This window comes from Borborobacter arsenicus (assembly GCF_003934165.1).
GTDB lineage: Bacteria > Pseudomonadota > Alphaproteobacteria > Rhizobiales > Rhizobiaceae > Pseudaminobacter > Pseudaminobacter arsenicus.
Genome location: NZ_RKST01000008.1, coordinates 1 through 20,575 on the forward strand (window position 1 = coordinate 1; position 20,575 = coordinate 20,575).

The following is a 20,575-nucleotide window of genomic DNA, read 5'->3' on the forward strand; positions in this document are numbered from 1 at the left end:
ATGTGACGGTGGACGTGGAACTGATCGTGCCGATCGCCATGGAAGAGAAGCTGCGCTTCGCCATCCGCGAAGGCGGCCGCACGGTCGGCGCCGGCGTCGTCGTGTCGATCACCGAGTAACCAGAATTAATCGATCTGTCGCGGGCGCGGGGATGCCCGCGCCGCGCCAGAACAAGGAAGTGACGCATGAACGGTCAGAATATCCGCATCCGCCTGAAGGCGTTTGATCACCGGGTGCTCGACGCCTCGACGCGCGAAATCGTGTCGACGGCCAAACGCACCGGCGCCAATGTTCGCGGGCCCATTCCGCTGCCGACGCGGATCGAAAAATTCACGGTCAACCGCTCGCCGCATGTCGACAAGAAGAGCCGTGAGCAGTTCGAGATGCGCACGCACAAGCGGCTGCTTGATATCGTGGACCCGACCCCGCAAACCGTCGATGCTTTGATGAAGCTCGATCTGGCCGCCGGCGTCGATGTCGAGATCAAGCTCTAAGGCTTGGAACAGGAGGCCTGAGGGGCAGTAGCCCGGAAGGATACTCCAGAGGAACAAGAGGCCTGGAGGGTTTTCCCCGACAGCGAACTCTGAAGGAAGTGAACCGATGCGTTCAGGTGTTATCGCACAGAAGTTGGGCATGACCCGCATCTATAACGATGCTGGCGAGCATGTTCCCGTCACCGTTCTCCGCATGGAGAATTGCCAGGTCGTGGCGCAGCGCACGAAAGAGAAGAACGGCTACACCGCCGTCCAGCTCGGCGTTGGCCTCGCCAAGGTCAAGAACACGTCCAAGGCGCTGCGCGGCCATTTCGCCGCCGCCTCGGTCGAGCCCAAGGCCAAGCTTGCCGAATTCCGCGTCTCTGACGAGAACATGCTGGATGTCGGCGCAGAAATCACCGTCGAGCACTATGTTCCGGGCCAGAAGGTCGACGTGACCGGCACCTCGGTGGGCAAGGGCTTCCAGGGTGTCATGAAGCGCCACAATTTCGGTGGCGGCCGCGCCAGCCATGGTAACTCGGTTTCGCACCGTTCGCATGGTTCGACCGGTCAGCGTCAGGACCCCGGCAAGGTGTTCAAGGGCAAGAAGATGGCCGGCCACATGGGTGCGACCCGTGTGACGACGCAGAATGTCGAGATTGTCTCGACGGACAGCGATCGTGGCCTGATCCTCATCCGTGGTGCCGTTCCCGGCTCCAAGGGCGCATGGATCCTGGTTCGCGATGCCGTGAAGGAAGCGCTCCCGGAGAATGCGCCGAAGCCGGCCGGCATTCGTGCGGTGCAGAAGAACGAAGCTCCGGCCAGTGAGGGAGCGGAATAATGGATCTCAAGATTTCAACGCTGGCCGGCGACGACGCCGGCAAGGTCAAACTCTCCGAGGAGATTTTCGGCCTTGACCCGCGCGAAGACATCCTGCAGCGCGTCGTGCGCTGGCAGCTTGCCAAGAAGCAGCAGGGTACGCACCAGGCCAAGGGCCGCGCAGACATCTCGCGGACCGGCGCCAAGATGTACAAGCAGAAGGGGACGGGCCGCGCCCGTCACTCCTCGGCACGTGCACCGCAGTTCCGTGGCGGCGGCAAGGCGCACGGCCCGGTCGTTCGCAGCCATGAGCACGAGTTGCCCAAGAAGGTGCGCGCGCTCGGCCTGAAGCATGCGCTGTCGGCCAAGGCCAAGGCGTCGAACCTGATCATAGTCGATGATCTGGCGTTGGCCGATGCCAAGACCAAGGCCCTGGTGGCGAATTTCGCCAAGCTCGGCCTGACCAACGCATTGCTGATCGGCGGTGCGCAGCTTGACGAAAACTTCAAGCGCGCTGCCTCCAACATTCCGAACATCGATGTCCTGCCGATCCAGGGCATCAACGTCTACGACATTCTGCGCCGCGGCACGCTGGTCCTTTCGAAGGCCGCCGTCGAGGCTCTCGAGGAGCGCTTCAAATGACGGATCTGCGCCACTACGATGTGATCGTCAGCCCGGCGATCACTGAAAAGTCGACCATGGCTTCCGAACAGAACCAGGTTGTCTTCAACGTCGCCCGCAAGGCGACCAAGCCGGAAATCAAGGCTGCGGTCGAAGCGCTGTTCAGCGTCAAGGTGACGGCGGTCAACACGCTGGTCCGCAAGGGCAAGGTGAAGCGTTTCCGTGGCACGATCGGCCGTCAGGGCGACGTGAAGAAGGCGGTAGTGACGCTGGCCGACGGCCAGTCGATCGACGTCGCGACGGGCCTCTGACGGACGCGAGGACAAGAAAATGGCATTGAAACACTTCAAACCGGTAACGCCTGGCCTTCGCCAGCTGGTCATTGTCGACCGCTCCGGCCTGTACAAGGGCAAGCCTGTCAAGGGCCTGACCGAAGGCCTGACGAAGTCGGGCGGCCGCAACAATTACGGCCGCATCACGGCGCGCTTCATCGGCGGCGGTCACAAGCGCAGCTACCGCATCATCGACTTCAAGCGTCGCAAGTTCGATGTTGCGGGTACCGTCGAGCGGATCGAATACGATCCCAACCGCACGGCCTTCATTGCGCTGATCAAATATGAAGACGGCGAGCTGAACTATATCCTGGCCCCGCAGCGTCTGGCTGTCGGCGACAAGGTGGTGGCCGGCAACAATGTCGACGTGAAGCCAGGTAATGCGATGCCTCTCGGCTCGATGCCGGTCGGCACGATCGTTCACAATGTCGAGCTCAAGCCGGGCAAGGGCGGCCAGATCGCACGTTCGGCCGGGTCTTACGCCCAGCTCGTCGGACGCGACCAGGGCATGGCGATCCTGCGCCTCAATTCCGGTGAGCAGCGTGCCGTCAGCGGTTCTTGCATTGCCACGGTTGGCGCGGTGTCGAACCCGGATCACGCCAACATCAATCTCGGCAAGGCCGGCCGCAGGGTCTGGCTCGGCAAGCGTCCGCACAATCGCGGCGTGACCATGAACCCGGTCGATCACCCTCATGGCGGCGGCGAAGGCCGCACCTCCGGCGGCCGTCATCCGGTGACGCCGTGGGGCAAGCCGACCAAGGGCAAGAAGACGCGGTCCAACAAGGCGACCGACAAGTTCATCCTGCGCTCGCGTCATCAGCGCAAGAGCTAAAGAGAGGTAGTCTGACGTGACCCGTTCAGTTTGGAAAGGCCCGTTCATCGACGGCTTTCTTCTCAAGAAAGCCGAGAAGGTGCGCGAAGGCGGCCGCAACGAAGTGATCAAGATGTGGAGCCGCCGCTCCACGATCCTGCCGCAGTTCGTCGGCCTGACCTTCGGCGTCTACAACGGCCAGAAGCATATCCCGGTCAGCGTGTCGGAAGACATGGTCGGCCACAAGTTCGGCGAATTCGCCCCGACCCGGACCTATTTCGGTCATGGCGCCGACAAGAAAGCGAAGAGGAAGTAACATGGGCAAGGCCAAAGCTCCGCGCAGGCTTGCTGACAACGAGGCGCGTGCGGTTCTGCGCACCATTCGCGTCAGCCCGCAGAAGCTGAATCTGGTTGCCGCTCTGATCCGCGGCAAGAAGGTCGCTACCGCGCTTTCGGATCTGGAATTTTCGCGCAAGCGCATCGCCGGCACCGTTCGCAAGACGCTGGAATCGGCTATCGCCAATGCGGAGAACAATCACGACCTCGACGTCGATGCCCTCGTGGTTGCCGAAGCCTATGTCGGCAAGTCGATCGTCATGAAACGCTTCCATGCCCGTGGCCGTGGCCGCGCCAGCCGGATCGAGAAGCCGTTCTCGCATCTCACGATCGTGGTTCGCGAAGTCGAAGAAAAAGTGGAGGCCGCATAATGGGCCAGAAGATCAACCCGATTGGCTTTCGCCTCGGCATCAACCGCACCTGGGACTCGCGCTGGTACGCAAACACCGGCGAGTACGGCAAGCTGCTGCATGAAGACATCAAGATCCGCGAGTATCTTGAAAAGGAATTGAAGCAGGCTGCCATTTCCAAGGTTGTGATCGAGCGTCCGCACAAGAAGTGCCGCGTGACGATCCATGCTGCGCGTCCCGGCCTCATCATCGGTAAGAAGGGCGCCGACATCGAGAAGCTGCGCCGCAAGCTGACCGAGATGACCAAGTCGGAAACGCACCTCAATATCGTCGAGGTTCGCAAGCCCGAGACCGACGCCACGCTGGTTGCTCAGTCGATCGCCCAGCAGCTTGAGCGCCGCATTGCATTCCGCCGCGCCATGAAGCGCGCGGTCCAGTCGGCGATGCGTCTGGGTGCGGAAGGCATCCGCATCAACTGTTCGGGTCGCCTGGGCGGTGCGGAAATCGCGCGCATGGAGTGGTATCGCGAAGGCCGCGTGCCGCTGCACACGCTGCGCGCCGATGTCGACTACGGCACGGCAGAGGCGCAGACCGCTTACGGCATCTGCGGCGTCAAGGTTTGGGTCTTCAAGGGCGAGATCCTCGAGCACGATCCGATGGCTTCGGAGCGTCGTGCGACCGAGGGCGAGGCGCATGCAGGCGAGCGCGGTGATCGCGGCCGCCGCCGCGAGAACGCCTGAGACATTTGAGAATTTGGAGTAAGAACGATGCTGCAGCCAAAGCGCACAAAGTTCCGCAAGCAGTTCAAGGGCCGCATCCACGGCGCCGCCAAGGGCGGCACCAATCTGGATTTTGGCGGCTTTGGACTGAAGGCGCTGGAGCCAAACCGCGTAACGGCGCGTGAGATCGAGGCGGCCCGCCGTGCGATCACGCGTGAAATGAAGCGCCAGGGCCGCGTGTGGATCCGGATTTTCCCGGATGTTCCAGTGACCGGCAAGCCGACCGAAGTCCGCATGGGCAAGGGCAAGGGCGCGGTCGATTACTGGGCCTGCCGCATCAAGCCGGGCCGCGTGATGTTCGAGATCGATGGCGTCTCGGAGGAAGTGGCGCGAGAGGCGCTGCGTCTTGGCGCCGCCAAGCTCTCGGTCAGAACGCGCTTCGTGCAGCGCATAGCTGAATAGAAAGGTCACGAGTCATGAAAGCCGCAGACGTTCGGTCGAAGACCCCGGACCAGTTGAACGATGAATTGGCCGCGCTGAAGAAGGAGCAGTTCAACCTGCGCTTCCAGAAGGCGACCGGTCAGCTCGAAAAGACAGCCCGCGTGAAGCAGGTCCGCAGGGACATCGCGCGCATCAAGACCATCGCCGCCGAGAAATCGGCCGGCAAGAAGGCTTAAGGACGAAAAACATGCCAAAGCGCATTCTGCAGGGCACTGTCGTCAGCGACAAGAACGAGAAGACGGTTGTCGTCAAGGTCGAACGGCGCTTCACGCACCCGGTCATGAAGAAGGTCGTGCGTATGTCGAAGAAGTACAAGGCACACGACGAAAACAACGCCTGCAAGGTTGGCGACCAGGTCTTCATCCAGGAATCGGCTCCGATTTCCAAGGATAAGCGCTGGGTCGTCATCACCGATGCCCAGGCATCGCAGTAACGAAATTTTGGACAAGCCGGGCAGGGCGCCAATGCCGATGCCCATGAATGAAGAAGGCGGCCAGTCATGATTCAGATGCAAACAAACCTCGACGTGGCGGATAATTCCGGCGCTCGTCGTGTCATGTGCATCAAGGTGCTGGGCGGTTCGAAGCGGAAATATGCTTCCGTGGGCGACATCATCGTGGTGTCGATCAAGGAAGCCATTCCGCGCGGCCGCGTGAAGAAGGGCGATGTGATGAAGGCGGTCGTGGTTCGCACGGCCAAGGACATCCGCCGTCCGGACGGCAGCGTGATCCGTTTCGACAAGAACGCTGCCGTTCTCGTCGACAACAAGAAAGAGCCGATCGGCACGCGTATCTTTGGACCGGTTCCGCGCGAATTGCGCGCCAAGAACCACATGAAGATCATCTCGCTCGCGCCTGAAGTGCTGTAAGGAGCCGGAAAAATGCAGAAGATTCGCAAAGGCGACAAAGTCGTCGTTCTGGCCGGCAAGGACAAGGGTCGCTCGGGCGAGGTCGTCCGGGTTATGCCCAAGGACGACAAGGCCATCGTTCGCGGCGTGAACATGATCCGTCGCCACCAGAAGCAGACCCAGTCCCAAGAGGGCGGGATCATTACCAAGGAAGCGCCGATCCATTTGTCGAACATCGCGCTGGCCGACCCCAAGGATGGCAAGCCGACCCGCGTCGGTTTCCAGGTCCAGAAGGACGGCACGAAGGTGCGCGTGGCAAAGCGCTCGGGAGAAGTGATCAATGGCTAAGGCAGAATATCAGGCCCGCCTGAAGACGGTCTACAACGAGACCATCCGCAAGGCGCTGCTGGAACAGTTCAAGTACGAGAATGAAATGGAGGTTCCGCGCCTCGACAAGATCGTTCTCAACATGGGCGTCGGTGAAGCAACCGGCGACTCCAAGAAGCCTTCGGTCGCTGCTGCCGACCTGGCGCTGATCGCCGGCCAGAAGCCGGTTATCACCTATGCCCGCAATTCGATCGCCGGCTTCAAGGTCCGCGAGAAGATGCCGATCGGCACCAAGGTGACGCTGCGCAAGGATCGCATGTACGAGTTCCTGGACCGTCTGGTGAACATCGCGCTGCCACGCGTTCGCGACTTCCGCGGCCTGAACCCGAAGAGCTTTGACGGCCGTGGCAACTATGCAATGGGCATCAAGGAACATATCGTGTTTCCCGAGATCAATTACGACAAGGTCGACCAGATCTGGGGTATGGACATCATCGTTTGTACGACTGCGAAGACGGATGACGAAGCCCGGGCGCTGCTCAAGGCTTTCAACTTCCCCTTCCGCCAGTAACGGCAGCGAGCAAAGGAAAATCTGAAATGGCAAAGACCAGCTCAGTCGAGAAGAACAACCGGCGCCGCCGGCTCGTGGAACTGAACGCCGCCAAGCGCAAGGCGCTGAAGGCGACGATCATGGACAAGAGCCTGCCGATCGAGGAGCGTTTCCGGGCGCAGCTGAAGCTTGCGGCCATGCCGCGCAACTCGTCCAAGACCCGTATCCGCAATCGTTGCGAGGTCACCGGTCGTCCGCGCGCCTATTATCGCAAACTGAAAATGTCGCGCATCGCGCTTCGTGAACTTGGATCGCTGGGCGCCGTGCCCGGTCTGGTCAAGTCGAGCTGGTAAGGAGCACACACCATGTCATTGAGTGATCCTCTCGGCGATATGCTGACCCGCATCCGCAACGCTTATGGCCGCAGGAAGACGAAGGTCTCTACGCCGGCCTCGCGTCTGCGTGCCCGCGTTCTCGACGTGCTGAAGGCGGAAGGCTATATCCGCGACTACAGCCAGATCGATTTTGGCGACGGCAAGTCGGAAATCGAGATTGAGCTGAAATATTTTGACGGTGCTCCGGTCATTCGCGATATCTCTCGCGTCTCCAAGCCTGGTCGTCGCGTCTATGTTTCGGTCAAGTCGATTCCGCAGGTTGCGAACGGCCTTGGCATTTCGATCCTGTCGACGCCGAAGGGCGTGATGGCCGACCATGAAGCGCGCGAACAGAATGTCGGCGGAGAAGTCCTCTGCCAGATATTCTGATCGGGCGAGCATAAGACAGAAAGAGCGAGGACAACATCATGTCTCGTATTGGCAAGAAACCCGTCTCGGTGCCGCAGGGCGTTACCGCCACCGTCGATGGCCAGACCGTTACGGCCAAGGGGCCGAAGGGTGAACTGAAGTTCGTGGTCAACGATGAAGTGCTGGTCAAGCTGGAGGACGGCGAAATCTCCGTCCAGCCGCGCGACGAGTCTAAGGATGCGCGCTCCAAGTGGGGCATGTCGCGCAGCCAGATCGTCAACATCCTGCAAGGCGTCAAGGACGGTTTCGAGAAGAAGCTCGAGATCAATGGCGTCGGTTATCGTGCAGCCCTCCAGGGCAAGGATCTGCAACTGGCGCTGGGCTTCAGCCATGACGTGATCTACCGAGCGCCCGAAGGCGTCACGATCAGCGTCCCGAAGCCGACCGAGATCGTGGTCGCCGGCATCGACAAGCAGGTGGTCGGCCAGGTCGCCGCCGAGATCCGCGAATATCGCGGCCCCGAGCCCTATAAGGGCAAGGGCGTGAAATATGCTGGCGAAGTCATCGTCCGCAAAGAAGGCAAGAAGAAGTAACGCCGCGGTGCGCGGTCGCGGGAGGCGCTATCGCCTACCGCAGATGGCCGCTCCCGTTTTAGAAGGCAAGGAACGAACATCATGGCTTCCAAGGAATCCACTCAGCGCCGCGCCGCGCGCGTGCGCCGTCAACTCAAGAAGGTTTCGGGCGACCGGCTGCGTCTTTCGGTCTATCGCTCGTCGAAGAACATTCACGCTCAGATCATCGATGACAGCAAGGGGCACACCATTGCCGCTGCATCTACGCTTGAGAAGGAATTAAAGGGTTCCTTGAAGACGGGTGCTGACACTGCGGCGGCTGCTGCTGTCGGCAAGCTCGTGGCCGAGCGCGCTGTCAAGGCTGGCATCAAGGAAGTGGTCTTCGACCGCGGGCCCTATATCTATCATGGCCGCGTCAAGGCGCTTGCCGATGCCGCCCGCGAGGCAGGCCTTAACTTCTAATTCACCTCCGGCGTCGCAAAAGCGGCGCCGGTATTTGTAGAAACCGTGCTTCCGGAAAAGAATAAGGAATCAGGATATGGCACAAGAACGCAGGGACGGCGGCCGCGAGCGCGGTCGTGACCGCGAAGAGCGCGACGACGGTATTATCGACAAGCTCGTTCACATCAACCGCGTGGCCAAGGTCGTCAAGGGCGGCCGGCGCTTCGGCTTTGCCGCGCTCGTCGTCGTCGGCGACCAGAAGGGCCGCGTCGGCTTCGGTCATGGCAAGGCGCGTGAAGTGCCTGAAGCGATCCGCAAGGCAACCGAATCGGCCAAGCGCGACATGATCTTCGTTCCGCTGCGTTCGGGCCGTACGCTGCATCACGACGTCGAGGGACGTTGGGGTGCCGGCCGCGTTCTGTTGCGCGCTGCCAAGCAGGGTACCGGTATCATCGCCGGCGGCCCGATGCGCGCTGTCTTCGAATCGCTGGGCGTACATGACGTCGTCGCCAAGTCGATGGGCTCGTCGAACCCCTACAACATGGTTCGCGCCACTTTCGACGCGCTGAAGAGCCAGTTGCATCCGAAGGATGTGGCGGCAGCGCGCGGCATCAAATATTCGACCCTTCAAGCACGCCGCGGCTCTGCCGTTGCGGCTGAAGAATAGTCGGCGCTGACCAGGGACCAGGACCATGGCCAAGAAAGCAGTAAAGACCATCACCGTTGAGCAGATCGGCAGCCCGATCCGCCGGCCCAAGGAACAGCGTGCGACGCTGGTCGGCCTCGGCCTCAACAAGATGCACAGGCAGCGCACCCTTGAGGATACGCCGTCGGTGCGTGGCATGATCGCGGCGGTCAGCCATCTCGTCCGCGTCGTGGACGAGAAGTAAGACCGGGCGCAGGAGAAGAATCATGAAACTCAACGAACTGAGTGACAAGGACGGCGCGACGCATACCAAGAAGCGCGTCGGTCGCGGCATCGGTTCCGGCTCCGGCAAGACCGGTGGCCGCGGCGTCAAGGGCCAGAAGTCGCGCTCCGGCGTGTCGATCAATGGCTTCGAGGGTGGCCAGATGCCGCTTTACCGGCGCCTGCCCAAGCGTGGCTTCAATAATCTGTTCGCAAAGAGCTATGCTACAGTGTCGCTTGCGCGTATCCAGGCGGCGATCGATGCCAAGAAGCTCGATGCCAAGGAAGTCGTGAATGCGGAAGCTCTGGTCAAGGCCGGCGTGATCCGTCGTGTGAAGGACGGCGTTCGCTTGCTCAGCGATGGCGAATTGAAGGGTAAGGTGGCGTTCGATATCGCCGGCGCGTCGAAGGCGGCGATCGAAAAAGTCGAAAAGGCTGGCGGCTCGATCAAGTTGCCCGAGCAGGCTGCCGAAGCAGAATAAAGAACCTTGGTTAAGCGGCTGCCGGCACACGGTGGCCGCTTGCATCTTTATCGTCCGAGGCCTATCTCGTGGCTTCGTCGACACGTGCCGCCCGGCGCGGGCTTTCGAGCGTGACCAAGCGGAGACTTAATCCATGGCATCGGCTGCTGAACAATTAGCCTCCAATCTGAATTTCGCAGCCTTTGCCAAGGCCGAGGATCTCAAGAAGCGCATCTGGTTTACCCTGGGTGCGCTGTTCATCTATCGGCTCGGCACTTACATCCCGGTCCCCGGAATCAATCCCGAGGCTTTTGCGCAGGCTTTCCAGCAGCAGAGCGGCGGCGTGCTTGGCATGTTCAACATGTTCGCCGGCGGCGCTGTCGAGCGCATGGCGATCTTTGCGCTGGGCGTCATGCCCTACATCTCCGCTTCCATCATCATGCAGCTCATGACGTCGGTGGTGCCGACGCTTGAAGCGCTGAAGAAGGAAGGCGAGCAGGGTCGCAAGATCATCAACCAGTATACTCGCTACGGCACGGTGCTTCTGGGCATCGTCCAGTCCTACGGAATTGCCGTAGGGCTTGAAAGCGGCAGCGGAATTGTGACCGATCCGGGCCTGTTCTTCCGCGTGTCCACCGTCATCACCCTTACCGGCGGCACCATGTTCCTGATGTGGCTCGGTGAGCAGATCACCGAACGCGGCATCGGCAACGGTGTTTCGTTGATCATCTTTGCCGGCATCGTGGCAGGCATGCCCGGTGCCATTGGCGGCACGCTCGAACTCGGCCGCACCGGCGCGCTGTCGACCGGCCTGATCCTCGCCATCATCGTGCTGGCAATCGCGGTAACGGCGCTTATCGTTTTCGTCGAGCGGGCGCAGCGCCGCCTTCTGATCCAGTATCCGAAGCGCCAGGTCGGAAACCGCATGTTCCAGGGCGACACGTCGCACCTGCCGCTGAAGCTCAATACGTCGGGCGTCATCCCGCCGATCTTCGCGTCGTCACTGCTGCTTTTGCCGGCGACCGTGGCTGGTTTCTCCAACACCGCTAACCTGCCGGCGTGGGCGGCCAGTGCGCTTGCCGCCGTTGGCCATGGCCAGCCGCTCTACATGTTCCTTTATGCGGCGATGGTCGCGTTCTTTGCCTTCTTCTACACTGCGATCGTGTTCAACCCCAAGGATACGGCCGATCAGTTGAAGAAGCATTCCGGCTTCATTCCCGGCTACCGCCCGGGCGAGCGGACTGCCGAATATATCGATTATGTGCTTACGCGCATCACTGCTGTCGGCGCCATCTATCTGGTTGCTGTGTGCCTTTTGCCCGAGTTCCTGATTTCGGCGACTGGCATCCCCTTCTACCTTGGTGGCACTTCGCTTCTGATCGTGGTCAGTGTAACGCTGGATACGGTTGCGCAGATTCAGGGTCACCTGATTGCCCACCAGTATGAGGGGCTGATCAAGAAGTCGAAGTTGCGCGGGGGCAAGAGAGGCAAATGAAGCTGATACTGCTGGGACCACCCGGAGCGGGCAAGGGGACTCAGGCACAAAGACTGGTAGAGCGGTACGGCATACCCCAACTTTCGACGGGCGATATGTTGCGCGCTGCCGTTGCTGCGGGCACGCCGGTCGGACTTAAGGCAAAAGCGGTCATGGATGCGGGCGAGCTTGTGTCCGATGCGATCGTGAATGCCATCGTGGCAGAGCGCATCGATCAGCCGGACTGCGCGAAGGGCTTCATTCTGGACGGCTATCCCCGCACCCTGGCGCAGGCCGATTCCGTACAGTCGATGCTTGCCGAGCGTGGGTTGACTCTCGACAGCGTGATCGAGCTGGTCGTCGACGACAAGGCTCTCGTCGGGCGCATCGTCAAGCGGGCACAGGAAGCCCAGGCCGCCGGCTTGCCAGTGCGCAAGGACGATAACCCGGAAGTTTTCGAGGAGCGCCTGCGCGAATATTACAAAAAGACCGCCCCGCTGATCGGCTACTATTATGCCAAGGGAATGCTGAAAGGCGTGGACGGCATGGCGCCGATCGACAGCGTTACGGAAGCAATAGAGTCGATCCTCAAGGAGACAGTGGCAAAATAGGCCGCTCCAGTTGACAATCCGCTCTGTCTGGACTATGGCGACCCGTCTCCCATTCAGGCGTCAGTTCTGCGTGTCCGTGAGGGCAAGGCAGTCGCATTGAACCAGGAACACCCGCAAGGGCCGGCCTCCACCGGACGCGGGTTAACGCACTCGCCGGCTTGACCGGCCTACATGGAGAAGAAAATGGCTCGTATAGCCGGCGTCAATATCCCGACCAATAAGCGCGTGATCATCGCGCTCCAGTATATTCACGGCATTGGCAAGAAGTTTGCTGCCGAGATCATCGAAAAGGTCGGCATTCCGGCCGATCGTCGCGTCAACCAGCTCACCGATGCCGAGGTTCTGGCGATCCGCGAAACCATCGACCGCGACTATCAGGTTGAGGGCGATCTGCGTCGCGAAGTCTCGATGAACATCAAGCGGCTGATGGATCTGGGCTGCTATCGCGGCCTGCGTCACCGCCGCTCGCTGCCGGTTCGCGGCCAGCGCACCCACACCAATGCCCGCACCCGCAAGGGTCCGGCCAAGGCGATTGCCGGTAAGAAGAAGTAAGGCAGCCGGCAATCGGCAGTAGGCATTCGGGCGTGAACCGATTGCCGACTGCCCAACCCCGACTGCCTCAGGTGTAGCCGCTGGTGTTACGGCGGCGCAGATATCGTTGAAAGGAACATCATGGCCAAGGAAGCCGTAAGGGTTCGCCGTCGCGAACGTAAGAACATCTCGTCGGGCGTTGCCCACGTTAATTCGACCTTCAACAACACGATGATCACCATCACCGACGCGCAGGGCAATGCGATTGCCTGGTCGTCGGCCGGTGCCCAGGGCTTCAAGGGTTCGCGCAAGTCGACGCCTTTCGCTGCCCAGATGGCTGCCGAAGACGTGGCCAAGAAGGCGCAGGAACATGGCATGCGCACTCTCGAAGTCGAGGTCTGCGGCCCCGGTTCGGGTCGTGAATCGGCGCTGCGCGCACTGCAGGCAGGTGGCTTCACCATCACCTCGATCCGCGACGTGACGCCGATCCCGCACAATGGCTGCCGCCCGCGCAAGAAGCGCCGCGTCTAGTTTGCGTATTCACCGCCGCATGGGCGCTTCGGGCGTCCCTGCGGCTTTTTCCAGATCGCCTGCCACGATTGGATGGTGGTGGGGAATCGGAAGGAAGACAAAATGATCCAAAAGAACTGGCAGGAACTGATCAAGCCTAACAAGATCGAGTTCTCTTCCAAGAACAAGACGCTGACGACGCTGGTTGCTGAACCGCTGGAGCGCGGCTTTGGCTTGACGCTCGGCAATGCGCTCCGTCGCGTGCTTCTGTCGTCGCTGCGCGGCGCCGCCGTGACCGCCGTCCAAATCGACGGCGTGCTGCACGAGTTCTCCTCCATCGCCGGTGTGCGTGAGGATGTCACGGATATCGTGCTCAACATCAAGGAAATCGCCATCCGCATGGAAGGCGACGGCCCCAAGCGCATGGTTGTGCGCAAGCAGGGCCCCGGTGCCGTTCACGCCGGCGATATCCAGACGGTTGGCGATGTCGAGATCCTGAACCCCGACCACGTCATCTGCACCCTCGACGAGGGCGCTGAGATCCGCATGGAATTCACCGTCGATACCGGCAAGGGCTATGTCCCGGCCGACCGCAATCGCGCCGAAGATGCGCCGATCGGGCTTATCCCGGTCGATAGCCTCTATTCGCCGGTCAAGAAGGTCTCCTACAAGGTCGAGAACACCCGCGAGGGCCAGGTTCTGGACTATGACAAGCTGACCATGACGATCGAGACCAATGGTTCGATTTCGGGCGAAGATGCGGTCGCCTTTGCCGCGCGCATCTTGCAGGACCAGCTCGGCCTTTTCGTCAATTTCGAAGAGCCGCAGAAGGAAGCTGCCGCCGAGCAGGTCACCGAACTTGCGTTCAATCCGGCGCTGCTCAAGAAGGTCGACGAACTGGAGCTTTCGGTGCGTTCGGCCAATTGCCTGAAGAACGACAACATCGTTTATATCGGCGATCTGATCCAGAAGACCGAGGCGGAGATGCTTCGCACTCCGAACTTCGGTCGCAAGTCGCTGAACGAGATCAAGGAAGTTCTTGCTGCGATGGGCCTCCATCTCGGCATGGAAGTGGCCGATTGGCCACCGGAGAACATCGAAGACCTCGCCAAGCGCTACGAAGACCAATATTGAGGCACAGGCCTCTCGAAACAGGATTTTAAAGGAGTAGGGCCATGCGCCATGGATTTGCCGGCCGCCGGCTAGGCCGCAGCTCAAGCCACCGCAAGGCGATGTTTGCCAATCTGGCAGTCTCGCTGATCGAGCACGAGCAGATTACAACGACGCTTCCCAAGGCGAAGGACCTGCGTCCGATCGTCGAGAAGTTGGTGACCTTGGGCAAGCGCGGCGACCTGCACGCTCGCCGTCAGGTCATTGCCCAGATCGGTAACGAAGGCGTCGTCAAGCGTCTGTTCGATACGATCGCGCCGCGTTATGCGACCCGCAATGGCGGCTATCTGCGTATCATGAAGGCGGGCTTCCGCCACGGCGACAATGCCCCGATGGCGGTGATCGAGTTCGTCGAGCGCGATGTTGACGCCAAGGGCGCAGCCGATCGTGCGCGTGTGGAAGCCGAGGAAGCCAATTCTGAAGCTGAAGCGGCGTAATCTCGCTGACATTCGCGGCCTTCGGGCCGACCGGAACAGGAAGGGGCCATTGCGGCCCCTTTTTGCTTTTGATCGCGCAATCGAGGCTGGTTGGCGCAAATAGCGCAACTGCAATGATTTCCGTCTCTGCAGCCTTTCATTTTGCACAATCGTGGCGACAATGGCGCCGTTTGTTCCGGAGGATTCGCATGGTCGCGAAACGACTGCCATTCATTCCTGTTGCCGCCCTGGTTGCTGCCGCTTTCGCGTTTCTGGCAATACCTTCCCTGGCACAGGAAAAAGAGCCCTCTCAGCAAGCTCCGGCCGAGCAGGCCGCTCCGGCACCGAAAGAAGATCCCGGCCTGAAGGAAGTTCTGAACGAGCTTTTGCGGCGTGGCGACGAGCCGGCGGCTGCACCCGCGCCACAGGGCCGCAGGCTGCCATTCGGGCGAGCTGAAATCCAGCTTTCCTTTGCGCCATTGGTGAAGGAAACCGCGCCGGCGGTGGTGAACGTCTATGCCTCGCAGCAGGTGCGCGTGCGCTCGCCCTTCGCTGGCGACCCGTTCTTCGAGCAGTTCTTCGGTCGGCAGGCACCTCAGCGCATGCAGTCCTCGCTCGGGTCTGGCGTGCTGGTCGACCCAAGCGGCGTCGTGGTGACCAACTACCATGTGATCCGCGACGCGGACGAGGTGAAGGTGGCCACGTCGGACGGGCGGGAATTCGAAAGCAAGGTGCTGCTCAAGGACGAGACGCTCGATCTCGCTGTGTTGAAGATCGAGAGCGACAAGCCGTTTCCAGTCATTCCCATCGGCGATTCCGATGCGCTCGAGGTCGGCGATCTGGTGCTGGCGATCGGCAATCCCTTCGGTGTCGGCCAGACCACGACCAGCGGCATTGTCTCTGCGCTGGCCCGCACGCATATCGGCGTGTCCGATTTCGGTTTCTTCATCCAGACCGATGCGGCGATCAATCCGGGCAATTCGGGTGGCGCGCTGATCAACATGACGGGGCAGCTCGTCGGCATCAATACGGCCATCTACAGCCGCAGTGGCGGCTCGATCGGTATTGGCTTTGCTATTCCGTCCAACATGGTTCGGGCTGTCGCCGAAGCGGCGAGGCAGGGCAGGGACTATTTCGAGCGCCCATTCATCGGGGCGACCTTCGAGCCGGTGACCGCGCTGATTGCCGAGTCGCTTGGCATGCCGCAGCCTACCGGCGCTCTCGTTAGCGCCGTGGTGCCGGACGGGCCGGCCGCCAAGGCAGGCTTGAAGCCCGGCGACGTCGTGCTGTCGCTGAATGGCGTTGCCGTGGAGCATGTCGAGGCCCTGGGCTATCGGCTTGCCACGCTTGCGGTGGGCAGCGAAGCCACGGTGTCGGTCCTGACCCAGGGCGAAGAGAAGACCGTAAATGTCAAACTTGAGCGCCCTCCCGAAGGTACATCGGCCACGGAAGTCACCATAGGCGGGAGCAGCCCGTTTGCCGGCATCAAGGTGGCGGCGCTGTCGCCGCGCCTTGCCCAGCGCCTTGGCATGCGTTCAGATGCATCCGGTGTCACCGTAGTGGATATCGACCGCAACTCGCCGGCAGCGGGATTCGGCTTCCAGCCGCGGGATATCGTGCGAGAGGTCAATGGCGAAACGATCGATACGCCGGAGAAGCTGAAGCAGGTGGCGGAACAGGATACGCGCTGGTGGCGTTTCACGGTCGAACGCAACGGCCAATTGATGCGCCAGATGTTGCGATATTAGAGCTATGGCTGATCTTTTTGGTGCCGGTGAACCGGACAAAGCACCGCCTGGACGCCCGCTTGCCGACCGGCTACGCCCGGCGAGCCTAGCCGAGGTCTTCGGGCAGGAGCATCTGACCGGTGAGGACGGCGCGTTGACGCGCATGATCCGCTCCGGTTCGCTTGGCTCGATGATTTTCTGGGGGCCGCCGGGCACCGGCAAGACCACGGTGGCACGACTGCTTGCGGGCGAAACCGGACTTGCCTTCGAGCAGATATCAGCGATTTTCTCCGGCGTCGCCGATCTCAAGAAGGTGTTCGAGACTGCCCGTTTACGCCGCTCCAATGGCCGCCAGACCCTGCTCTTCGTCGACGAGATCCACCGTTTCAACCGTGCGCAGCAGGATTCCTTTCTGCCCGTCATGGAAGACGGCACCGTCATCCTGGTCGGCGCAACGACCGAAAATCCCTCCTTCGAGCTCAATGCCGCCTTGTTGTCACGCGCGCGCGTTCTGATCTTCAAATCGCTCGATGAGGACAGCATCGCCAAGCTTCTGTTGCGGGCGGAAGAGGCGGAGGGACGCAAGCTGCCGCTGGATGCCGAAGCGCGTGCGATGCTCATGCGCATGGCGGATGGAGACGGGCGCGCTTCGCTGACGCTGGCCGAGGAGATCTGGCGGGCGGCCAAGCCGGACGAGATTTTCGATCCGGAGGGGTTGCAGCGTGTCGTCCAGCGCAGAGCGCCTATCTACGACAAGGGTCAGGACGGCCACTACAACCTGATCTCGGCCCTGCATAAATCCGTGCGTGGCTCGGACCCCGATGCGGCACTCTATTATCTCTCGCGCATGTTCGATGCCGGCGAGGACCCGCTTTACATCGGCCGGCGGCTGGTACGCATGGCGGTCGAGGATATCGGCCTGGCCGACCCGCAGGCGCTGACCATCGCCAATGCCGCCAAGGATGCCTATGATTATCTGGGCTCGCCGGAGGGGGAACTGGCCTTCGCCCAGGCGACCGTCTATCTCGCCACAGCGCCGAAATCCAATGCCGTATATACCGCCTTCAAGGAGGCGATGCGGGCGGCGAAGGAGAACGGATCGCTGCTGCCGCCCAGGCATATCCTCAATGCGCCGACCAAGCTCATGAAGGATGAGGACTACGGCAAGGGGTACGAATACGACCACGACACGCCTGAAGCCTTCTCCGGTCAGGATTATTTTCCTGAGAAGATGGGACGCCAGATCTTCTATGAGCCGCCGGACCGTGGCTTCGAACGCGAGATCAGGAAACGGCTCGACTACTGGTCGAAGCTCAGAAGCGAAAGGCAGGCACGCGGCAAAAAGTAGCCGAGGGAACGAGGGGTGTCATTCTCGGCACTGGCATAGCTGATCGCCAGCGTCACCGGCCCCATTTTAGCCCTGTTCCCGGGAATGTGGCTCGCAAGAAGCTTCGGCTGATGCTATGGCGCCCGTTTAGAGCGCCGTACGTCTAATCGGACGCACAAGGGTCACTCTAACTGTTTGAGCGAGCATCGGACAAATCCGAAAACCGGTATCCACCTTTCGGTCCGATGCTCCAGGCCGTGATCCGTTGCGGATCGAAGGACAATGACGATGGCAGGCGTAGAGCAGATCAAGGTCGAAGCCGGCGAGACAGGCATGCGCCTCGACCGCTGGTTCAAGGCACATTTTCCCGGTCTCGGATTCGGGCATCTCCAGAAACTGCTGCGCTCCGGGCAAATCCGGATCGATGGTGCGCGCGCCAAGGCCGATACGCGCATAGAGCCCGGCCAGACAATCCGCGTGCCGCCGCTTGGGGTCGACAAGCAGGGCGCTGGTCCGCTGACGCAAAAGACCATGCGCAACCAGGACGACGGCGATGTCCTGTCGCAGATGCTGCTTTACGAAGATGCGAAAGTGTTTGTCTTCAACAAGCCCGCCGGCCTCGCTGTCCAGGGCGGATCGGGCGTCGTTCGTCATGTGGATGACATGCTGGAAGCATGGCGCAACAGCAAGGGCGAGAAACCGCGCCTGGTCCATCGGATCGACCGCGACACCTCGGGCGTGCTGGTGGTGGCGCGTACTCGGCTTGCGGCGATGAAGCTCTCCGAAGCCTTTCGCGGGCGCGACGCCAAGAAGACCTATTGGGCCTTGGTGAAAGGTGTGCCCAAGAAGCGTGAGGACAAGATTTCGACCTGGCTGGCCAAGGAGTCGACACCGGATGGCGACCGGATGAGGGTCGCCCAGCATGGCGAAAAAGGTGCGGACCACGCGGTTTCCTACTATCGCGTCGTCGAGCAGGCGGCCCAGGCGCTGTCATGGCTGGAAATGGAACCGCATACCGGCCGCACGCATCAATTGCGCGTGCATGCCGCTCATCTCGGCTGCCCGATTATCGGTGATCCGAAATATTTCGAGGCCGACCAGAATTGGGAGTTTCCCGGAGGCATCCAGAACCGGATGCATCTCCATGCAAGGCGGATTCGAATTCCACATCCGGACAATGGTGTGATCGACGTCACAGCGCCGATGCCGCAGCATATGCGTCAAAGCTGGAACCTGCTCGGCTTTGACGAGGCGAGCGCCGAGGACGATCTGTGAGCGTGACGACCGCACCTTTGGCGCGGCGCGAAGCTGTCGATGCTTTCGCCGCCGCAATCATGATTGGCCTCACATTCTCCTGGGGCCTCAACGGCGTGGCCGCGAAACTGTCTTATGGCGGCTACAATCCGATCTTTGTCACCCTGGCGCGCTCGGCTATCGGTGGGCTGCTCGTTCTGTGGTGGTGCCACTACCGCCGCATTCGGCTGTTCGAACCCGACGGTACGCTTTGGGTAGGCCTGCTGGCTGGCGCGCTCTTTGCCGGAGAGTTCATCTTGCTCTTCATCGGGCTAGAGTTCACCACCGTTGCGCGTAGTTCCCTGATGGTCAACACGATGCCGTTCTGGGTGCTGATCGGCGCGCATTTCCTGCTTGGCGAGCGCATAACACTGTCCAAGTTCCTCGGCCTGGTGCTGGCCTTCCTTGGTGTCGGTCTGGTTTTTTCGGACAAGCTCAGCCTACCCAGCCCATCGGCGATTACGGGTGATTTGCTCAGCCTGGGTGCCGGCATATTCTGGGCGGGGAACACTTTGGTGATCAAGAAAAGCCGGCTCAACAGCGCCGGGCCCGAGAAGCTATTGCTCTACCAACTGCTCGTCACCACGGTCATGGCCGCGCCGTTGTTGATATGGGCGGGACCGATCGTTCGCGAGGTCACGTTGCTGGCAAATACTGCCCTTCTTTTCCAGGCAATCGTGGTCGTCGCCTTCACCTATAATTTGTGGTTCTGGCTGATCCGGCGCTATCCAGCCTCAGGCTTGGCGAGTTTTGCCTTCCTCACGCCGGCTTTTGGTGTTCTGTGTGGGGGGGTGCTGCTGGGAGAGCCGTTGAGCATCCGGATATTCCTGGCGCTGGCGTTGATCGCGGCCGGGCTGACCATAGTCAATCGACCGCCACGCCGACAGATCTACGAGGCCAACGATGCGTGATCTTCTGAACGATCTCGAAACCACTGACTTTCTTTCTGATCCCGACCCGATCCGAAGGGCGCAAAGCCAGCTGAAACGACAATTGCCGAAGCGCTTCTACAAGGAGGTTGCAGTCGCACCGCTTGAGGAAGGGTTTGCAATTCATCTTGATGGCAAGCCGATACGCACGCCGGCGCGGGCCATGCTGATCTTACCAACCAGGGCTGCGGCTGAATTGGTGGCGGCGGAGTTTTCCGCTCAGGCCGACCATATCGATGCCATAACCATGCCGGTGATGCGGTTGGCCAATACGGCGATCGACGGGGTCGCTGCCGACCCCCAGGCGGTGCTTGAGGATATATTGCGTTTCGCCTCGTCGGACATGCTCTGCTACCGCGCCGACACGCCCGAAGCGGTGGTACGGCGCCAGGCCGATGCATGGGACGGCGTGCTGGATTGGGCGCGTGCTGCGCTTGGCGCGCGGTTCCTGCTGGCCGAAGGGGTGGTGCATGTCGAGCAGCCGCGCGAGGCAATCGGCGCGATCGGCATCCACCTCAGTCACAGAAGCGAGCCGATGCGACTGGCGGCCCTCCATCTGATGACCTCACTGACCGGGTCGGCACTTCTTGCACTAGCCGTCGAATGCGGTGAGCTCGACCTTGAGACTGCGTGGACGGCAGCTCACATCGATGAGGACTGGCAGATCGAGCAATGGGGGCAGGATTCGGAAGCTCTTGCGCGCCGCAACTATCGCAAGCGTGACATGACAGGTGCTGTTCGCCTGCTCGAAGCATTGGGTTAGACTGGGGCAGCCAG

33 protein-coding genes are annotated in these 20,575 nt (G+C 61.1%); all 33 read left to right on the forward strand.

Annotated elements, in window-relative coordinates:
* The coding region (locus EET67_RS13450; protein WP_133308880.1) for an EF-Tu C-terminal domain-related protein at window positions 1-119 on the forward strand (119 nt) is incomplete at its 5' end.
* A 66-nt stretch (window positions 120-185) separates the two neighbouring features.
* Window positions 186-494 (forward strand): 30S ribosomal protein S10, encoded by a 309-nt coding sequence (gene rpsJ / locus EET67_RS13455; protein WP_006205468.1) that lies wholly within the window; start codon window positions 186-188, stop codon window positions 492-494.
* A gap of 106 nt (window positions 495-600) precedes the next feature.
* A complete protein-coding gene (gene rplC / locus EET67_RS13460; protein ID WP_128626706.1) occupies window positions 601-1,314 on the forward strand; it encodes a 50S ribosomal protein L3 in 714 nt (237 codons plus the stop codon).
* Complete coding sequence (gene rplD, locus EET67_RS13465; protein ID WP_128626707.1) at window positions 1,314-1,934, forward strand: 50S ribosomal protein L4; 621 nt, start codon at window positions 1,314-1,316, stop codon at window positions 1,932-1,934. Before rplC ends, rplD begins: the two co-directional genes overlap by 1 nt.
* Entirely contained in the window at window positions 1,931-2,224 is a 294-nt protein-coding gene (locus tag EET67_RS13470) for a 50S ribosomal protein L23 (protein ID WP_128626708.1), read from the forward strand. The genes rplD and EET67_RS13470 overlap by 4 nt, the downstream gene beginning before the upstream one ends.
* A gap of 19 nt (window positions 2,225-2,243) precedes the next feature.
* Window positions 2,244-3,077 carry a 50S ribosomal protein L2 gene (gene rplB, locus EET67_RS13475; protein ID WP_128626709.1) on the forward strand — a complete coding sequence of 278 codons (834 nt, stop codon included), beginning with the start codon at window positions 2,244-2,246 and terminating at the stop codon, window positions 3,075-3,077.
* Between the two features lie 16 nt (window positions 3,078-3,093).
* On the forward strand, window positions 3,094-3,372 hold the full coding sequence (rpsS, locus tag EET67_RS13480; RefSeq protein ID WP_128626710.1) for a 30S ribosomal protein S19: 279 nt from the start codon (window positions 3,094-3,096) through the stop codon (window positions 3,370-3,372).
* Between the two features lies 1 nt (window position 3,373).
* Window positions 3,374-3,763: a 50S ribosomal protein L22 gene (gene rplV, locus EET67_RS13485; RefSeq protein ID WP_128626711.1), complete on the forward strand. Its 390-nt coding sequence runs from the start codon at window positions 3,374-3,376 to the stop codon at window positions 3,761-3,763.
* Window positions 3,763-4,482 carry a 30S ribosomal protein S3 gene (gene rpsC / locus EET67_RS13490; RefSeq protein WP_128626712.1) on the forward strand — a complete coding sequence of 240 codons (720 nt, stop codon included), beginning with the start codon at window positions 3,763-3,765 and terminating at the stop codon, window positions 4,480-4,482. The genes rplV and rpsC overlap by 1 nt, the downstream gene beginning before the upstream one ends.
* A 27-nt stretch (window positions 4,483-4,509) precedes the next feature.
* Window positions 4,510-4,923: a 50S ribosomal protein L16 gene (gene rplP / locus EET67_RS13495; protein ID WP_128626713.1), complete on the forward strand. Its 414-nt coding sequence runs from the start codon at window positions 4,510-4,512 to the stop codon at window positions 4,921-4,923.
* A gap of 14 nt (window positions 4,924-4,937) precedes the next feature.
* Window positions 4,938-5,138 (forward strand): 50S ribosomal protein L29, encoded by a 201-nt coding sequence (gene rpmC, locus EET67_RS13500; RefSeq protein WP_128626714.1) that lies wholly within the window; start codon window positions 4,938-4,940, stop codon window positions 5,136-5,138.
* An 11-nt stretch (window positions 5,139-5,149) separates the two neighbouring features.
* Window positions 5,150-5,395: a 30S ribosomal protein S17 gene (rpsQ, locus tag EET67_RS13505; protein WP_128626715.1), complete on the forward strand. Its 246-nt coding sequence runs from the start codon at window positions 5,150-5,152 to the stop codon at window positions 5,393-5,395.
* A 66-nt stretch (window positions 5,396-5,461) separates the two neighbouring features.
* Window positions 5,462-5,830, forward strand: coding sequence for a 50S ribosomal protein L14 (rplN, locus tag EET67_RS13510; protein WP_006205457.1), 369 nt, complete (start codon window positions 5,462-5,464; stop codon window positions 5,828-5,830).
* Window positions 5,831-5,842: 12 nt separating this feature from the next.
* On the forward strand, window positions 5,843-6,157 hold the full coding sequence (gene rplX / locus EET67_RS13515) for a 50S ribosomal protein L24 (RefSeq protein WP_128626716.1): 315 nt from the start codon (window positions 5,843-5,845) through the stop codon (window positions 6,155-6,157).
* Entirely contained in the window at window positions 6,150-6,707 is a 558-nt protein-coding gene (gene rplE / locus EET67_RS13520; RefSeq protein ID WP_128626717.1) for a 50S ribosomal protein L5, read from the forward strand. Before rplX ends, rplE begins: the two co-directional genes overlap by 8 nt.
* A gap of 26 nt (window positions 6,708-6,733) precedes the next feature.
* Complete coding sequence (gene rpsN, locus EET67_RS13525) at window positions 6,734-7,039, forward strand: 30S ribosomal protein S14 (protein WP_128626718.1); 306 nt, start codon at window positions 6,734-6,736, stop codon at window positions 7,037-7,039.
* 12 nt (window positions 7,040-7,051) lie between these two features.
* Window positions 7,052-7,450, forward strand: a complete 399-nt coding sequence (gene rpsH / locus EET67_RS13530; RefSeq protein ID WP_128626719.1) for a 30S ribosomal protein S8 — start codon at window positions 7,052-7,054, stop codon at window positions 7,448-7,450.
* A gap of 38 nt (window positions 7,451-7,488) precedes the next feature.
* The gene (rplF, locus tag EET67_RS13535; RefSeq protein ID WP_128626720.1) at window positions 7,489-8,022 is read left to right on the forward strand and encodes a 50S ribosomal protein L6; all 534 of its coding nucleotides are present in this window, start codon (window positions 7,489-7,491) and stop codon (window positions 8,020-8,022) included.
* 81 nt (window positions 8,023-8,103) lie between these two features.
* The gene (rplR, locus tag EET67_RS13540) at window positions 8,104-8,463 is read left to right on the forward strand and encodes a 50S ribosomal protein L18 (RefSeq protein WP_128626721.1); all 360 of its coding nucleotides are present in this window, start codon (window positions 8,104-8,106) and stop codon (window positions 8,461-8,463) included.
* Between the two features lie 76 nt (window positions 8,464-8,539).
* Window positions 8,540-9,109: a 30S ribosomal protein S5 gene (rpsE, locus tag EET67_RS13545; RefSeq protein WP_128626722.1), complete on the forward strand. Its 570-nt coding sequence runs from the start codon at window positions 8,540-8,542 to the stop codon at window positions 9,107-9,109.
* Window positions 9,110-9,134: 25 nt separating this feature from the next.
* On the forward strand, window positions 9,135-9,332 hold the full coding sequence (gene rpmD, locus EET67_RS13550; RefSeq protein WP_128626723.1) for a 50S ribosomal protein L30: 198 nt from the start codon (window positions 9,135-9,137) through the stop codon (window positions 9,330-9,332).
* A gap of 22 nt (window positions 9,333-9,354) precedes the next feature.
* A complete protein-coding gene (gene rplO, locus EET67_RS13555; RefSeq protein WP_128626724.1) occupies window positions 9,355-9,831 on the forward strand; it encodes a 50S ribosomal protein L15 in 477 nt (158 codons plus the stop codon).
* 133 nt (window positions 9,832-9,964) lie between these two features.
* Complete coding sequence (gene secY / locus EET67_RS13560; protein ID WP_128626725.1) at window positions 9,965-11,305, forward strand: preprotein translocase subunit SecY; 1,341 nt, start codon at window positions 9,965-9,967, stop codon at window positions 11,303-11,305.
* A complete protein-coding gene (locus tag EET67_RS13565) occupies window positions 11,302-11,895 on the forward strand; it encodes an adenylate kinase (protein ID WP_128626726.1) in 594 nt (197 codons plus the stop codon). The genes secY and EET67_RS13565 overlap by 4 nt, the downstream gene beginning before the upstream one ends.
* Window positions 11,896-12,078: 183 nt before the next feature.
* On the forward strand, window positions 12,079-12,447 hold the full coding sequence (gene rpsM / locus EET67_RS13570) for a 30S ribosomal protein S13 (RefSeq protein WP_128626727.1): 369 nt from the start codon (window positions 12,079-12,081) through the stop codon (window positions 12,445-12,447).
* 120 nt (window positions 12,448-12,567) lie between these two features.
* A complete protein-coding gene (rpsK, locus tag EET67_RS13575) occupies window positions 12,568-12,957 on the forward strand; it encodes a 30S ribosomal protein S11 (RefSeq protein WP_128626728.1) in 390 nt (129 codons plus the stop codon).
* Between the two features lie 102 nt (window positions 12,958-13,059).
* Window positions 13,060-14,070 (forward strand): DNA-directed RNA polymerase subunit alpha, encoded by a 1,011-nt coding sequence (locus EET67_RS13580; RefSeq protein WP_128626729.1) that lies wholly within the window; start codon window positions 13,060-13,062, stop codon window positions 14,068-14,070.
* A 41-nt stretch (window positions 14,071-14,111) separates the two neighbouring features.
* A complete protein-coding gene (gene rplQ / locus EET67_RS13585) occupies window positions 14,112-14,543 on the forward strand; it encodes a 50S ribosomal protein L17 (RefSeq protein ID WP_128626730.1) in 432 nt (143 codons plus the stop codon).
* A gap of 188 nt (window positions 14,544-14,731) precedes the next feature.
* A complete protein-coding gene (locus EET67_RS13590) occupies window positions 14,732-16,270 on the forward strand; it encodes a DegQ family serine endoprotease (RefSeq protein WP_128626731.1) in 1,539 nt (512 codons plus the stop codon).
* A gap of 4 nt (window positions 16,271-16,274) precedes the next feature.
* Complete coding sequence (locus EET67_RS13595; RefSeq protein WP_128626732.1) at window positions 16,275-17,597, forward strand: replication-associated recombination protein A; 1,323 nt, start codon at window positions 16,275-16,277, stop codon at window positions 17,595-17,597.
* A 267-nt stretch (window positions 17,598-17,864) separates the two neighbouring features.
* Window positions 17,865-18,851, forward strand: a complete 987-nt coding sequence (locus tag EET67_RS13600) for an RluA family pseudouridine synthase (protein ID WP_128626733.1) — start codon at window positions 17,865-17,867, stop codon at window positions 18,849-18,851.
* The gene (locus tag EET67_RS13605; RefSeq protein WP_425359525.1) at window positions 18,848-19,780 is read left to right on the forward strand and encodes a DMT family transporter; all 933 of its coding nucleotides are present in this window, start codon (window positions 18,848-18,850) and stop codon (window positions 19,778-19,780) included. The genes EET67_RS13600 and EET67_RS13605 overlap by 4 nt, the downstream gene beginning before the upstream one ends.
* Window positions 19,773-20,561: an ATP12 family chaperone protein gene (locus EET67_RS13610; protein ID WP_128626734.1), complete on the forward strand. Its 789-nt coding sequence runs from the start codon at window positions 19,773-19,775 to the stop codon at window positions 20,559-20,561. Before EET67_RS13605 ends, EET67_RS13610 begins: the two co-directional genes overlap by 8 nt.
* Window positions 20,562-20,575 lie beyond the last annotated feature (14 nt).

Excerpts from the sequence above, each read along its gene's own strand:
- rpmC (WP_128626714.1), top strand. The coding sequence starts at position 4,938 with ATGAAAGCCGCAGACGTTCGGTCGAAGACCCCGGACCAGTTGAACGAT.
- rplX (WP_128626716.1), top strand. The coding sequence starts at position 5,843 with ATGCAGAAGATTCGCAAAGGCGACAAAGTCGTCGTTCTGGCCGGCAAG.
- rpsQ (WP_128626715.1), top strand. The coding sequence starts at position 5,150 with ATGCCAAAGCGCATTCTGCAGGGCACTGTCGTCAGCGACAAGAACGAG.
- rpsH (WP_128626719.1), top strand. The coding sequence starts at position 7,052 with ATGTCATTGAGTGATCCTCTCGGCGATATGCTGACCCGCATCCGCAAC.
- rpsN (WP_128626718.1), top strand. The coding sequence starts at position 6,734 with ATGGCAAAGACCAGCTCAGTCGAGAAGAACAACCGGCGCCGCCGGCTC.
- rplP (WP_128626713.1), top strand. The coding sequence starts at position 4,510 with ATGCTGCAGCCAAAGCGCACAAAGTTCCGCAAGCAGTTCAAGGGCCGC.
- secY (WP_128626725.1), top strand. The coding sequence starts at position 9,965 with ATGGCATCGGCTGCTGAACAATTAGCCTCCAATCTGAATTTCGCAGCC.
- EET67_RS13580 (WP_128626729.1), top strand. The coding sequence starts at position 13,060 with ATGATCCAAAAGAACTGGCAGGAACTGATCAAGCCTAACAAGATCGAG.
- EET67_RS13470 (WP_128626708.1), top strand. The coding sequence starts at position 1,931 with ATGACGGATCTGCGCCACTACGATGTGATCGTCAGCCCGGCGATCACT.
- rplF (WP_128626720.1), top strand. The coding sequence starts at position 7,489 with ATGTCTCGTATTGGCAAGAAACCCGTCTCGGTGCCGCAGGGCGTTACC.
- rplE (WP_128626717.1), top strand. The coding sequence starts at position 6,150 with ATGGCTAAGGCAGAATATCAGGCCCGCCTGAAGACGGTCTACAACGAG.
- rplR (WP_128626721.1), top strand. The coding sequence starts at position 8,104 with ATGGCTTCCAAGGAATCCACTCAGCGCCGCGCCGCGCGCGTGCGCCGT.
- EET67_RS13565 (WP_128626726.1), top strand. The coding sequence starts at position 11,302 with ATGAAGCTGATACTGCTGGGACCACCCGGAGCGGGCAAGGGGACTCAG.
- rplQ (WP_128626730.1), top strand. The coding sequence starts at position 14,112 with ATGCGCCATGGATTTGCCGGCCGCCGGCTAGGCCGCAGCTCAAGCCAC.
- rpsJ (WP_006205468.1), top strand. The coding sequence starts at position 186 with ATGAACGGTCAGAATATCCGCATCCGCCTGAAGGCGTTTGATCACCGG.
- rplV (WP_128626711.1), top strand. The coding sequence starts at position 3,374 with ATGGGCAAGGCCAAAGCTCCGCGCAGGCTTGCTGACAACGAGGCGCGT.
- rpsM (WP_128626727.1), top strand. The coding sequence starts at position 12,079 with ATGGCTCGTATAGCCGGCGTCAATATCCCGACCAATAAGCGCGTGATC.
- rplC (WP_128626706.1), top strand. The coding sequence starts at position 601 with ATGCGTTCAGGTGTTATCGCACAGAAGTTGGGCATGACCCGCATCTAT.
- rpsE (WP_128626722.1), top strand. The coding sequence starts at position 8,540 with ATGGCACAAGAACGCAGGGACGGCGGCCGCGAGCGCGGTCGTGACCGC.
- rplO (WP_128626724.1), top strand. The coding sequence starts at position 9,355 with ATGAAACTCAACGAACTGAGTGACAAGGACGGCGCGACGCATACCAAG.
- rplD (WP_128626707.1), top strand. The coding sequence starts at position 1,314 with ATGGATCTCAAGATTTCAACGCTGGCCGGCGACGACGCCGGCAAGGTC.
- rpsK (WP_128626728.1), top strand. The coding sequence starts at position 12,568 with ATGGCCAAGGAAGCCGTAAGGGTTCGCCGTCGCGAACGTAAGAACATC.
- EET67_RS13610 (WP_128626734.1), top strand. The coding sequence starts at position 19,773 with ATGCGTGATCTTCTGAACGATCTCGAAACCACTGACTTTCTTTCTGAT.
- EET67_RS13590 (WP_128626731.1), top strand. The coding sequence starts at position 14,732 with ATGGTCGCGAAACGACTGCCATTCATTCCTGTTGCCGCCCTGGTTGCT.
- rpsC (WP_128626712.1), top strand. The coding sequence starts at position 3,763 with ATGGGCCAGAAGATCAACCCGATTGGCTTTCGCCTCGGCATCAACCGC.
- rplN (WP_006205457.1), top strand. The coding sequence starts at position 5,462 with ATGATTCAGATGCAAACAAACCTCGACGTGGCGGATAATTCCGGCGCT.
- EET67_RS13600 (WP_128626733.1), top strand. The coding sequence starts at position 17,865 with ATGGCAGGCGTAGAGCAGATCAAGGTCGAAGCCGGCGAGACAGGCATG.
- rpmD (WP_128626723.1), top strand. The coding sequence starts at position 9,135 with ATGGCCAAGAAAGCAGTAAAGACCATCACCGTTGAGCAGATCGGCAGC.
- rplB (WP_128626709.1), top strand. The coding sequence starts at position 2,244 with ATGGCATTGAAACACTTCAAACCGGTAACGCCTGGCCTTCGCCAGCTG.
- EET67_RS13595 (WP_128626732.1), top strand. The coding sequence starts at position 16,275 with ATGGCTGATCTTTTTGGTGCCGGTGAACCGGACAAAGCACCGCCTGGA.